8 protein-coding genes and 2 tRNA genes are annotated in these 12912 nt (G+C 64.9%); all 10 read right to left on the bottom strand.

Translation table 11 applies throughout. The features are described from left to right. Positions 1-144: 144 nt before the first annotated feature. A tRNA-Ala gene (locus ACIBW7_RS01900) sits at positions 145-217 on the bottom strand. Positions 218-241: 24 nt separating this feature from the next. Beyond that, positions 242-349, bottom strand: a complete 108-nt coding sequence (locus tag ACIBW7_RS01895) for a DLW-39 family protein (protein ID WP_397043114.1) — start codon at positions 347-349, stop codon at positions 242-244. 29 nt (positions 350-378) lie between these two features. Further along, positions 379-452 (bottom strand) — tRNA-Ile (locus tag ACIBW7_RS01890). Between the two features lie 135 nt (positions 453-587). Beyond that, a complete protein-coding gene (locus ACIBW7_RS01885; RefSeq protein WP_397044140.1) occupies positions 588-1529 on the bottom strand; it encodes a DUF3566 domain-containing protein in 942 nt (313 codons plus the stop codon). A gap of 198 nt (positions 1530-1727) precedes the next feature. Beyond that, the gene (gene gyrA, locus ACIBW7_RS01880; protein WP_397043112.1) at positions 1728-4250 is read right to left on the bottom strand and encodes a DNA gyrase subunit A; all 2523 of its coding nucleotides are present in this window, start codon (positions 4248-4250) and stop codon (positions 1728-1730) included. Between the two features lie 47 nt (positions 4251-4297). Beyond that, entirely contained in the window at positions 4298-6337 is a 2040-nt protein-coding gene (gyrB, locus tag ACIBW7_RS01875) for a DNA topoisomerase (ATP-hydrolyzing) subunit B (protein WP_397044138.1), read from the bottom strand. 418 nt (positions 6338-6755) lie between these two features. Then, complete coding sequence (locus ACIBW7_RS01870; protein WP_397043111.1) at positions 6756-7316, bottom strand: DUF721 family protein; 561 nt, start codon at positions 7314-7316, stop codon at positions 6756-6758. A 265-nt stretch (positions 7317-7581) separates the two neighbouring features. Continuing rightward, positions 7582-8769: a DNA replication/repair protein RecF gene (recF, locus tag ACIBW7_RS01865; protein WP_397043109.1), complete on the bottom strand. Its 1188-nt coding sequence runs from the start codon at positions 8767-8769 to the stop codon at positions 7582-7584. A 136-nt stretch (positions 8770-8905) separates the two neighbouring features. Further along, positions 8906-10081: a DNA polymerase III subunit beta gene (dnaN, locus tag ACIBW7_RS01860; protein ID WP_397043107.1), complete on the bottom strand. Its 1176-nt coding sequence runs from the start codon at positions 10079-10081 to the stop codon at positions 8906-8908. 840 nt (positions 10082-10921) lie between these two features. Next, positions 10922-12901 carry a chromosomal replication initiator protein DnaA gene (dnaA, locus tag ACIBW7_RS01855; protein ID WP_397043105.1) on the bottom strand — a complete coding sequence of 660 codons (1980 nt, stop codon included), beginning with the start codon at positions 12899-12901 and terminating at the stop codon, positions 10922-10924. Positions 12902-12912: the final 11 nt, after the last annotated feature.

Genomic DNA, 12912 nt, shown 5'->3' with positions numbered 1-12912 from the left:
CGCGGCATCCGGGCAAGCGCGCCAGGTATGGGGTCCGGGGGGCGACGCCCTTCCGGTCAGGGGCTTAGGGGGCTTCGTCCCCAAAAAAAACACGCAAAACGAGACAAGGCTCACGCTCTGCGTGAGCGTGAGCCTGGCACCGAGTGGAGCCTAGGGGAATCGAACCCCTAACCCCTGCCTTGCAAAGGCAGTGCTCTGCCAATTGAGCTAAGGCCCCGAATCCCTACCGTCCGAAGACAGTTCAGCGGGTGGTGACTTCGTGCCACAGGTCCGCATCGTCACGCTTGCGCAGCCTGGTGATTCCGATGAGAACTGCGACCACGACACCGACCGTGAGAAGAATTTTCATGATTCCCACCCTACTGTGATGTTCGGGAGTGGGCCTAGGAGGACTTGAACCTCCGACCTCTTCGTTATCAGCGAAGCGCTCTAACCGCCTGAGCTATAGGCCCTTACTCTCGTTCGGATTACCCGCCGGAGCTGCTAACCGAACCGAGGCACGAGATTACCTTACCCGCCCGCCGATGACCAAAACGGCCGGTCACCGCCCTGCGCGAGGACAGTGACCGGCCGCGTGGACACCGTTTCTAGTCGGGGTCGGCCAGGGTCACCTGGATGCCGCCGACGAGGTCACAGCACTGGTTGTAGATGAAGACGCCGACGGTCGCCAATGCGGTGAAAAGCACCACATTGATCAGCCCGATGACACCCGCGTAGCCGAATACCGAACCGGCATCGACCAATCCGACCGAGCCGCTGTCGGAAGAGACCATATCGGTGAAGGTGCTGTTGAGCCGCTCCCACACACCCATGCCCTCGAGCACGATGTAGAGCAGACCGACCGCGAGCATCCACACGAAGAACATGGCCACGCTGATCACCAGCGAGATCTTCAGGGTCGACCACGGGTCGATCCGGCGGATCTGCACCGTGGCCCGCAATGGCTCACCGGAGGCGACGGCCGCCGCGACGGCGACCGGCACCGCGGGCGAGACCGGTACAGACTGCGGGCCCGGGGTGTCGACGGGCAGCGGGTGCCGGATGTCGGACAGGTCCGGCATGTCCTTGATCAATTCCGGGCGGGCGATGCTGCGGGTCGGTCCATCGATGCCGACGGACTTAACCATCGCCGCTTCCTTGCGTGCCGCCTTGGCCGCGAGATCCGCGGTGGTGCGGGCATTACCGCCACCGAGACCGCCGCCGCCACCGAGGCCACCGCCGCCACCAGCACCGCTGAGCCCACCGCCGCCGCCGAGCCCACCGCCGGTGGAATTCGGGCGACCGGTCACCGGTGACTGTCCGGGCCGATACAGGTTCGACTGCGGCTCCCGCTGCGGCAGCTGCGACCAGCCCTCCTGGAAGGGCGACTGGCCGCCGCCGTTCGATGCCGAGCGGTCGCCTGCTTCCGGCGCGGCCGACTCGCCGGATTTACCCGGCCGAGCCGCCCGCTGATCGAATGCCTCGTGCCCGTCCGCACCCGAGCTCGGCTCCGGCGCTTTGAACGCGACTTCGCCTTGCTGGCTGTGCATTTCGTGCGGCTGAGCCCCTCCCTGCGGGCCACTCGGCTGGCCGTTCTCGGCCGATGCGACCGGCCGTGGGATCGGCCGCGGCGGAATCGGTGACGGTGCGATCCGTTCGGTTACACCGTTCGTCTGGTGCCGCTCGTCGTTCGGCTGATTCGTGGTCAATGGGAATCCTTAGATCCGTTCGTTGCCGCCGCTGTGGGGTTATTGCTCAGAGGAACCGGTGTCGCCGTCTCCGCCGACGATCGAATCAGGATCGGGTTCGTCGGCATTGCGCGCGATAGCAAGCAACGTATCGCCATCGGCGAGGTTCATCAATCGCACGCCCTTGGTCTGTCGTCCAGCCTTACGAACCTGCTTCGCCGCCGTCCGGATAACACCACCGCCGGACGTGATCGCATACAACTCATCCTCGTCGTCGACGATGAGCGCACCGACCAGGGTGCCACGCTTGGTGTCGTATTGGATAGTCAATACGCCTTTACCGCCACGCCCCTGCGGGGTGTACTCCTCGATCGCGGTCCGCTTGGCATAACCGCCGGAGGTCGCGACGAGCAGATAGGTCTCGGCGCGAACCACATTGAGCGACAACAGTTCATCGTCGGCATTGAACCGCATGCCCTGCACACCGGAGGTGGCGCGGCCCATCGGACGCAGTGCCTCATCGGTGGCGGAGAAGCGGATCGACTGGCCACGTGCCGAAACCAGCAGCAGATCGTCATCGGCCGAGCACAGCACGGCGCCGACCAATTCGTCGTCGTCGCGCAGGTTCACCGCGACGATGCCGCCGCTGCGGTTGGAGTCGAAGTCGGACAGCTTCGACTTCTTGACCAGGCCGTTCTTGGTGGCGAGCACCAGATAGGGCGCATCTTCGTAGCCCTTGATCTGGATGATCTGGGCGATCTTCTCATCCGGCTGGAAGGCCAGCAGATTCGCGACATGTTGACCGCGCGCGGTCCGGCTGGCCTCGGGCAGTTCATAGGCCTTGGCCCGGTACACCCGGCCCTTATTGGTGAAGAACAGCAGCCAGTCGTGCGTGGAGCTGATGAAGAAGTGCTTGACGATGTCGTCCTGCTTGAGGCCGGCGCCCTGGACGCCCTTGCCGCCCCGCTTCTGGCTGCGGTAGAGGTCGGTCTTGGTGCGCTTGGCGTAGCCGGTCTCGGTGACGGTGACGACCACATCTTCGCGGGCGATGAGATCCTCATCGGCCATATCGCCGTCATTGGCGACGATCTTGGTGCGCCGCTCGTCGCCGTACTTCTCGACGATTTCGACCAGCTCGTCGCGCACGATCGCGCGCTGGCGCTCCGGCTTTTCGAGAATGTCCTTGAGGTCGGCGATTTCGGCCTCGATCTTGGCCAATTCGTCGACGATCTTCTGCCGCTCCAGGGCGGACAGCCTGCGCAACTGCATGTCGAGAATGGCGGTGGCCTGGATCTCGTCGATATCCAGCAACTGCATCAGGCCGGTGCGCGCGGTATCGGTATTGGCCGAACGCCGGATCAGCGCGATGACCTCGTCCAGCGCGTCCAGCGCCTTGACCAGACCGCGCAGGATGTGGGCGCGTTCCTCGGCCTTGCGCAGCAAGTACCTGGTACGCCGGACGATGACTTCCAACTGATGCTCGACGTAGAGCCGGATCATCTGATCCAGGCGCAGCGTGCGCGGCACGCCGTCGACGATCGAGAGCATATTGGCGCCGAAGCTGGTCTGCAGCTGGGTGTGCTTGTAGAGGTTGTTCAGCACCACCTTGGCAACGGCGTCGCGCTTGATGGTGACCACGATCCGCATACCCGCGCGGTCCGAGGACTCGTCGTGGATGTCGGAGATGCCGGCGATCTTGCCGTCCTTCACCTGCTCCGCGATGGAGTTGATGAAGTTGTCGGTGTTGACCTGGTACGGCAGTTCGGTGATGACGATCGTGGTGCGGCCGCGGTTGTCTTCTTCGATCTCGACAACACCGCGCATCCGGATCGAACCGCGACCGGTGGTGTAGGCATCCTGGATGCCCTGACCACCGACGATGAGGCCGTAGGTCGGGAAGTCCGGACCCTTGACCCGCTCCATACAGGCGGCCAGCGTCGCCTCTTCATCGGCGTCGTAGTTCTCCAGCGCCCAGTAGATCGCCTCGGCCAACTCGTTGAGGTTGTGCGGCGGAATATTGGTCGCCATACCGACCGCGATGCCATTGCTGCCGTTCATCAACAGGTTGGGCACGCGGCTGGGAAGAACGGTCGGCTCCTGTGAGCGACCGTCGTAGTTCGGCGTGAAATCGACCGTCTCGTGGTCGATTTCGCGCAGCAGCTCCATGGCCAGCGGGGTCAGGCGGCATTCGGTGTACCGCATGGCGGCCGCGCCGTCATTGCCGCGGGAGCCGAAGTTGCCCTGACCGTCGACCAGCGGATAGCGCAATGACCACGGCTGGGCCATGCGGACCAGGGTGTCGTAGATCGACGCGTCACCGTGCGGGTGGTAGTTACCCATGGTCTCGGCGACCGGGCGGGCGGACTTCACATAGCCGCGATCGGGCCGGTAGCCGTTGTCGTACATCGCGTAGAGCACGCGGCGATGCACCGGCTTGAGGCCGTCGCGGACGTCGGGCAGAGCGCGGCCCACGATGACGCTCATCGCGTAATCGATATAGCTGCTCTGCATTTCGTTCTGGATATCGACCGGCTCGATCCGGTCACCCGCTCCGCCGTTGGGTGGCAGCGTGGTTTCAGTCATCTAAAAGTCTCCTTTGGCACCGGACGTGGAATTTCGCGTCACGCCGGTTACACGTCGAGGAAGCGAACGTCCTTGGCATTGCGGGTGATAAAGCTGCGACGTGCCTCGACGTCCTCACCCATCAGGATGGAGAACAGCTCGTCGGCCGCGGCGGCATCGTCCAGGGTGACCTGACGCAGTACCCGCACCGAGGGATCCATGGTGGTCTCCCAGAGTTCCTTGGCGTTCATTTCGCCGAGACCCTTGTAGCGCTGGACACCGTCGTCCTTGTTGATCTTCTTGCCCGCGGCCAGACCCGCCTCGAGCAGGCCGTCGCGCTCGCGATCGGAGTAGGCGAACTCCGGATCGGACCGCTGCCACTTGAGCTTGTAGAGCGGCGGCTGCGCGAGGTACACGTGCCCGTGCTCGACCAGCGGCCGCATGAAGCGGAACAGCAGTGTCAGCAGCAGGGTCGAGATGTGCTGGCCGTCCACGTCGGCGTCGGCCATCAGCACGATCTTGTGATAGCGCAGCTTGGCGATATCGAATTCGTCGTGGATGCCGGTGCCGAAGGCGGTGATGATCGACTGGACCTCGTTGTTCTTGAGGACGCGGTCGATGCGGGCCTTCTCGACATTGATGATCTTGCCGCGCAGCGGCAGGATCGCCTGGTACATCGAGTCGCGGCCGGATTTGGCCGAGCCACCGGCGGAGTCGCCCTCCACGATGTAGATCTCGGACTTGCTCGGATCCTTGGAACGGCAGTCAGCCAGCTTACCGGGCAGCCCGCCGAGGTCGGTGGCGCTCTTACGACGCACCAGTTCGCGCGCCTTACGCGCGGCGACGCGGGCCTGTGCGGAGGAAACCGCCTTGTTCACAATGGTCTTCGCATCGGCCGGATTGGCCTCGAACCAGTGCGAGAGGTGCTCGTTGCAGGTGCGCTGCACGAACGACTTCACCTCGGTGTTACCGAGCTTGGTCTTGGTCTGGCCCTCGAACTGCGGCTCGCCGACCTTCACGCTGACGATCGCGGCCAAGCCCTCGCGGATGTCGTCACCGGTGAGGTTGCCGTCCTTGTCCTTGAGCAGCTTCTTGTCTTTGGCGTACTTGTTGACCACCGTGGTGAGCGCCGCGCGGAAGCCCTCCTCGTGGGTGCCGCCCTCGTGCGTGTTGATGGTATTCGCGAAGGTGTGCACCGACTCGGAGTAACCCGAGTTCCACTGCATGGCGACCTCGAGCTCGTGGCCGGTGCCCTTGCCGGTGAAGCTCACCACCGAGTTGTGGATGGGCTGCTTGGTCCGGTTGATGTGCTTGACGAAGTCTTCGAGCCCACCGGGGTAGTGGTAGGTGCGGGTCTTCACCTTGTGGGCGGGCGCGGGCGCTTCCTCGTCGGCATGCTTCGGCGCCTCGGCGGTCTCGCTGACCACTTCGTCGGTGACGTCGGTATCGCTCACCCGCTCATCGGTGAGGACGATGGTGAGGCCCTTGTTCAGGAACGCCATCTCCTGCAGCCGACGGGCCACCGTCTCGAAGTTGTAGGTCGTGGTCTCGAAGATTTCCGGGTCCGCCCAGAAGCGGATGGTCGTGCCGGTCCGCTTGGTCGGCTCACCCTGCACGAGCTTGCCGGGCTTGGCGTCCTTGTAGGTCTGGCTCCAGTGGTAACCGTCATGGTCGATCTCGGCTTCGAGCCGGTGCGACAGCGCGTTGACCACGGAAATGCCGACGCCGTGCAGACCACCGGACACCGCGTAGGAATCGGAGTCGAACTTGCCACCCGCGTGCAGCTGGGTCATGACCACCTCGACGGTGGGAATGCCCTGGGCGTGCATGCCGGTCGGGATGCCACGGCCGTCGTCGACGACCTCGACGCCCCCGTCGGCGAGCAGCGTGACCTCGACCTTCGTGGCGTAGCCCGCCATCGCCTCGTCGACAGAGTTGTCGACGACTTCCCAGATCAGGTGGTGCAGGCCGCGCTCGCCGGTGGAGCCGATGTACATGCCCGGACGTTTGCGGACCGCCTCCAGGCCTTCCAGAACCGTGATGGAGGAGGCACCGTAGTCCTGCTTGCCCGATGTCGCGTTGGTCGAGCCCGATGCGTTGGAGTCCATGGCAGCCACTGGTCGGTAGCTCTCCTTACTTGCTGATCCTTGGCGCAGCGGTCGGACAGCACGCGTTGGCCCCGGTCTGATTCTGGTCGTGAAGTACGGGGTCCGCGCGCGGGCTGTACGGAACGCGCCGAAGGTTCGCCGCTAGTTACCCCACCATCCTACTGGTAGACCCAAGCCACAATGCACCTACGACACCCCTGACGGCTCCGTGGATGCGAGAAATCGGTCGAGCATGGGTCGGTTCCGCCTTCAACCCCTTTGAGTCCATCAGATTCGGCCTGAGAGTTGCCTGTGTGGCGGAGTCGCAATCGCGGCCTCGTGAGCAGGTGGCCGGCCCATAGTTCAGCCTATGTGGGCGGACTCGCGCATGACGGCCGCGGCGTTCCACGTGAAACTGAGCGATCGGTCGGACTGCCGCTTATCCGTAGGTGTCCCGTGGACCTCGGCCTTTTATGTGCCGCTCCCCCTTGCGCCAGCTCGGCGCGGCCGGACCGGTGATCTTCAACGAGGTGACCACGCCCTGTCCCACCGCCGCATTGATCTTCGCCAGGATCTGGCCCTGCAGCATGCGCAGCTGGGTGGCCCACGCCGTGGATTCTGCGGCAATGCTCAGCACGCCGTCCTTCAATGTCATCGGGGTCGCGTGCGAGGCGATGTCCTCACCGACCACACCGGCCCAGCGGCCGAAGACCATGCCCTCGGCGACCTTGGCCGACCAGCCCCGATTCTTCGCGATGGCGCCGGTCAGGCTCGAAAGCAGTTGCGGGTCACGGTCATCGGGCCGCGCGCCGGACCAGCCGGTGCGGCGGCGGGCTCCGGTGCGCAGCCGACGCGGCGATGCCCGGCCCTGCCCCACCGATTTACCGCTCGCCTTGGCGGCAGCCCGCGCCTCCTCCAGCGCACGCCGCGCCAGATCTATACCGCGCAGCTCCGGTTCCGGCTCGGACGCGGAAGCATTCGACGCTGCCGAATCGCTCACGACTGCGCCTCGCTGACGCTCGGCTTCGTCGTGCGCGATTGCGCGCTGTGTTGATGGTTCACTCGCTGACGCTCGCTCACGACTGCGCCTCGCTGACGCTCGGCTTCGTCGTGCGCGATTGCGCGCTGTGTTGATGGTTCACTCGCTGACGCTCGCTCACGAGGTCTGCCTCTCTCCCCGCCGCCGTTCGCGCGCTGGTTGCCGACGCGTCGTACTGCAATCGGCGCTGATCTTACCGACGCGACAGGGATCCGACGGAGCCCGATCAACCGGTGGCGGCGTCGGATTCCCGGTCGGTGATTCGGGAGATGCGGCCGTCCGCACCGCCGTTCGTTTCAACCCGCAGCGGAACCGCGGAAAGTTCCACGGGCACATCCTCGGGGACCGCGGCGGTGATCAGCACCTGTTCGGCACCGGCCGCGACCTCGGCGAGTGCCGTGCGTCGGCGGCGATCGAGTTCGGCGAATACGTCATCGAGCAGTAGGACCGGTTCGGCACCGGTGGCGCGCAGCAGTTCGAAGGCCGCGAGCCGCAGCGCCAGCGCGAACGACCATGACTCACCGTGGCTGGCAAAGCCTTTCGCGGGAGCAGTGCCGAGCATCAGATCCAGATCGTCGCGGTGTGGGCCGACCAGGCAGACCCCCCGCTCCAATTCCTTCGGCCGCGCCGCCGCCAGTTCGCGCAGCATATTCGCCTCCAGCACCTCGACGTCGTCGGGCTGTGGTGTGCGCGCCGGATCCAGGAACTCCGGCGGCAGGCTCGCGCTGCGGTAGCCGATTGCGGCGGGGCGTGATTCGGGCGCGATCGACGAGTACGCCTGTGCGAGATAGGGATACAGATCGTGTACCAGGCGCAGTCGCTGTGCGAGCAGCACCGAGGCGTGCGTCGCCAAATGCCCGTCCCATACGTCCAGGGTGCTGAGTTCCGCCTTCGAGCGGGCTTGGCGCCCAGCGGATTTCAACAGTGCCGAGCGCTGTCGCAGCACCCGGTCGTAGTCGGCGCGCACGGCGGCCAGCCGCGGCAACCTGGCTGTGCACAACTCGTCGAGGAAGCGCCGCCGTTCACCCGGATCGCCGCGGACCAGGGCGAGGTCCTCCGGTGCGAAGAGCACGGTCTGCAGAATGCCGAGGATTTCTCGCGGCCTGCGCACCGGAGATCGGTTGATCTGCGCGCGATTGGCAGCGCCCTGGTTCAATTCGAGATCGATGCGCAGTTCGCGACCCGTGTTCACGACGGTCGCGCCGATCCTGGCGCGTTCGGTGCCGATACGGATCAGCGGTGCGTCGGCGGCGACCCGATGTGAGCCCAAGGTGGCGAGGTAGCCGACCGCCTCGAGCAGGTTTGTTTTGCCGTTGCCATTGGCCCCCAGGAAAACCGTTCGGCCTGGGGATAATTCCAGCTCGGCGTGCTCCCAGGAGCGGAAATCGCGCAGTGACAGCGTTCGGATGAACACCCGCCTACTCCGCTCCGGCCGTCGTCATCGCCGTTTTCTGCCGCTGCCGACGACAAATCGGGCGTAAACCACAACATCTTGTGGTCCATCCACTGTCTGTGGACGAACTGTGGATAAATCCCATCGCCGCCGATGCTCAGCCCGGCAACCGAACCGGCATCAACAGGTAGATGTACGGGCTCTCGAGTGCGATGAACGCACCCGACTCCGTCACCTTGGGTTCCTCGTCGCTCGCGGGCAGCAGCACCGCGGGACGGCTCGGCGTGGTGAAGCCGAAGGTAACCCGATCGGCGTGCAGCGCGGAGAGTCCGTCGATGAGGTAGCCGGGATTGAACGCGATTGTCAGTGACTCACCGTGGAATTCGGCCTCCAGCCACTCCTCGGCGCGACCCGCGTCATCGCCGCCGGCCGAGAGCAGCAGTCCCTCGTCGGTGAACTCCAGCCGCACCTGTGCACCGCGCTCGGCGACCAGCGCAACGCGCTTGATGGCGTCGGTCAGTGTGGCGACCGGGAGGGTGGCGATCGAGGTGTGCTCCTTGGGGAGCAATTGGCGGAACTTGGGGAATTCCGCATCGAGCAGCCGGGTAGTGGTCCGGCGGCCCGCATTCACGATGCCGAGCAGACCGTCCGCGCCACTACCGGTGCCGAGCGAAAGCTGTACGGGAGCATCGGAGGGACCCAGCGTCTTCGCGGCCTCCGACAGTGTCCGGGCCGGAATCAGCACCGAGGTCTCGATATCGGTGCGCGCGGGCTGCCATTCGATGTGCCGGACCGCCAACCGGAATCGGTCGGTGGCCGCGAGCACGACCTGCGGTCCCTCGATCTCGACCCGGATACCGGTGAGCATCGGCAGCGTGTCGTCACGTCCCGCGGCGACCGCGACCTGGCCGACCGCCTCGGCGAAGACATCGACGCTCAGCTCGCCGGTCTGCTGCGGCACCTCGGGCAGCTGGGGATAGTCCTCGACCGGCATGGTCGGCAGCGAGAACTTCGCACTGCCACAGGTGATGAGCACGCGGGTGCCGTCGATAGCGACATCGACGGGCTTATTGGACAGCGCCTTGGTGATATCCGCGAGCAGTCGGCCGGAGACGAGCACCTCGCCGGGTCCGGCGACCTCGGCCGCGACGCGCATCTGCGCGGAGACCTCGTAGTCGAAGCCGGAGACGGTCAGTCCGTCCTCGCCCGCCACGAGTAGTACGCCGCCGAGTACCGGGACGGGAGGCCGCGACGGGAGGCTGCGTGCCACCCATGCAACGGACTCGGCGAAATCCTCTCGGGCGACCCGAAATTTCATACTCGCCAGCTCCATCGCCCGATCTGTCCTCTCCCGGTTCCGTGATCCCTGTCGGCTTCGTCAGCGTTGATTCTCGAAAAGGGGGTGCTGTGCCTGCCGCCTTGCAGTCTGGCATAGGCGACCGACATTGAACCGTACTCGTCCGGACCAGCTGAACCTAGCCCGACCCTCCGGTTGTTCTGTGTAGCGAACACGATCCGTGCTGCGAAATATCGAGCAAGGAGAACAGGTGCGGGTGAATCGCGCGGATGTGTCGCGCCTCCTCTCCTTGCTTGTCTCGGCGAGTGGCTCGGGTGCCGATGCTTACTGATCGACTTTCCACACATCCTGTTTTGAAGAGAGATCTTCAAGGAGAAGAACTGAAGTAGTAGTAGGCACTGTGGAATCTGTGGACTGCCGCCGAATCCGCAGGTCCGGGGGCGTGGTGCGGTGGGGATGACCGTTGGGTGACTCGAGGATGAACAGATGGGGGTTGTGGACGTTGCGAGTTTGTCCCCCATCCATCCTCGAGTGCTCCTCGAGTTGTTCCACCTGATTCACCAGGTTGTTCACACATGTGCACCAAATCGTGGACAGCTCGAGGAATCCTCGAGGACTCCACACGGAATCCTCGAGGATTCCCCAAGCCACTGACCGAGCCCGTCGCTGGTCAGGGCCTGTGTGTGGATACAGCTGTGGACTCTGTTGATTCCACCCCTGTTAGCAACGGATCCACGATCATCCGCACAGCCTGTGGACGAACCGGTGCACAACTCGGAGTTTCCTCGAGGACTCCACAAGAATTCCTCGAGGAGTCCACAGGGCATAAAAAGGCACCGCCCCAGGTCAGGGGCGGTGCCGAGGTGTTAGTGCCGGTCAGCGCGAACGCTGTTTAATTCGGGCTGTTAGTTCTTGTACTTGGTCGTACACGCGGCGCCGCTCGGTCATCTCCTTGCGCACTTTTTTCTCCGCGTACATGACCGTGGTGTGGTCGCGACCGAAGGCCTGGCCGATCTTGGGTAGCGATAGATCCGTGAGTTCCCGGCATAGATACATGGCGATCTGCCGGGCCTGGGCCAGCGGCCGGGCCTTACCCGGCCCGGTCAGCTCCTCGAGCGTGGTGTTGAAGTATTCGGCGGTGACGGCCATGATCGTCGCCGCGTTGATTTCCAGCGTCGCGGTATCCGGCATGAGATCGCGCAGTACGACCTCGGCCAACGGCAGGTCCAGCGGTTGGCCGTTCAGTGAGGCGAAGGCCGTCACCCGGATCAGCGCACCCTCCAGCTCGCGGATATTGCGCTCGACCCGACTCGCGATCAGCTCCAATACATCGTGCGGCACGTCGAGCCGGTCCATCCGCGCCTTCTTGCGCAGAATCGCGATGCGTGTCTCCAACTCCGGCGGCTGCACATCGGTGATCAGGCCCCATTCGAACCGGGTCCGCAGCCGCTCCTCCAACGTGGCCAGCTGCTTGGGCGGCCGGTCGGAGGACACCACGATCTGCTTATTGGCGTTGTGCAGGGTGTTGAAGGTGTGGAAGAACTCCTCCTGGATACCTTCCTTGCCCTCGATGAACTGGATGTCGTCGACCAGCAGAATGTCGGTCTCGCGGTAGCGGCGCTTGAATGCCACCTTCCGGTCGTCCCGCAGACTGTTGATGAAGTCGTTGGTGAATTCCTCGGTCGATACGTACTTCACCCGCATGCCGGGGAACAGCCGCTGGGCATAGTGTCCGGCCGCGTGCAGCAGATGGGTCTTGCCGAGACCTGAGGCGCCCCAGACGAACAGCGGGTTGTATGCGCGCGCGGGCGCCTCTGCGATCGCGACCGCCGCGGCGTGCGCGAAGCGATTGGACGCGCCGATGACGAAGGTCTCGAAGGTGTACTTGGCATTCAGGCTCGCCGAGGAATTCGACGGCGCCGGATTCTCCTGCGACTTGGTGAAGTAGGTCGGCCACGAATTGCGGACATTGACGACGGGTTCGTCGTCATGCGAGTTGTCCGAGATCGGCTCGCGGACCGATTCGTGCGCGGCGGCGATGGCCGGATCGCTGCCCGGCCGGGATTCCCGTGCGGATGCCGTCTCCCGCATCGGCGCGCGGCCCTGTGCCCGCACCGGTTCCGGTGTCGGCTCCGGATTGAACAGTGACTCCTGTCCGGGTGGCACCGAATCGCGTCGCGGCGGGAGTCCGGATTCGCGGCGGGGCGCGGTCGGCTCCTGCCGTTCGCCATTGGTATGGCCCGGATAGTCGCCGCGGCTCGGATATTCGTCGGTCGGATACTCCCCCGCCACTTCGTATCCGGGCACCGGCAGGTACTCCGGTGCGCCCGCGTATTCGGGCGCGGGCTCGTAGTCCGGTGCCGCCGAGTAATCCGGTCCGGCCGCGTATTCGGGCGTCACCGGGTAATCGTTGGGCTGTGCATAACGCGGCGGGGCGTAGTCGTTGCGTCCGGGATAGTCCGGGGCGGGATAGCCCGCCGGACCGCGACCGCTGTCGCGGCCGCGCTCGGGTCGGCTCGTCATGCGCGCGTGACGCGGATTATTGCCGGGGCGTTCGGTCGGCTGCGTCGCCGGCGCCGCGATCCGGACGCCGAGACCCTCGACCTGCGGACCGAGACGACGGCCGAGTGAGCGCAGAATGGGTTCGCGCAGATCGCGTTCGATGGCCTCTTGGGCCAACGACGATGGCACCGAGAGCAAGGCGAATCCCTGGGCCACGGTCAGCGGCTTGACCAGTTTGAGCCAGGCCTGCTGTGCCCGGGATACCGGCGGGATGGCACCATCGGCCGAGCCGGTGGTGAGTTCGGCGACCACCTCCGGCCACACGGTGGCCAACACGTTCTGCTCGTCGTCCATGCAGTTTCCTC

The organism is Nocardia sp. NPDC049526, from assembly GCF_044465765.1.
In the GTDB taxonomy this organism is placed as follows: Bacteria; Actinomycetota; Actinomycetes; order Mycobacteriales; family Mycobacteriaceae; genus Nocardia.
Note: the sequence above shows the minus strand (reverse complement) of the source record. Positions and strands in the feature narration are given on the sequence as shown.

Excerpts from the sequence above, each read along its gene's own strand:
- ACIBW7_RS01895 (WP_397043114.1), bottom strand. The coding sequence starts at position 349 with ATGAAAATTCTTCTCACGGTCGGTGTCGTGGTCGCAGTTCTCATCGGA.
- ACIBW7_RS01885 (WP_397044140.1), bottom strand. The coding sequence starts at position 1,529 with ATGCACAGCCAGCAAGGCGAAGTCGCGTTCAAAGCGCCGGAGCCGAGC.
- gyrA (WP_397043112.1), bottom strand. The coding sequence starts at position 4,250 with ATGACTGAAACCACGCTGCCACCCAACGGCGGAGCGGGTGACCGGATC.
- gyrB (WP_397044138.1), bottom strand. The coding sequence starts at position 6,337 with ATGGACTCCAACGCATCGGGCTCGACCAACGCGACATCGGGCAAGCAG.
- dnaN (WP_397043107.1), bottom strand. The coding sequence starts at position 10,081 with ATGGAGCTGGCGAGTATGAAATTTCGGGTCGCCCGAGAGGATTTCGCC.
- dnaA (WP_397043105.1), bottom strand. The coding sequence starts at position 12,901 with ATGGACGACGAGCAGAACGTGTTGGCCACCGTGTGGCCGGAGGTGGTC.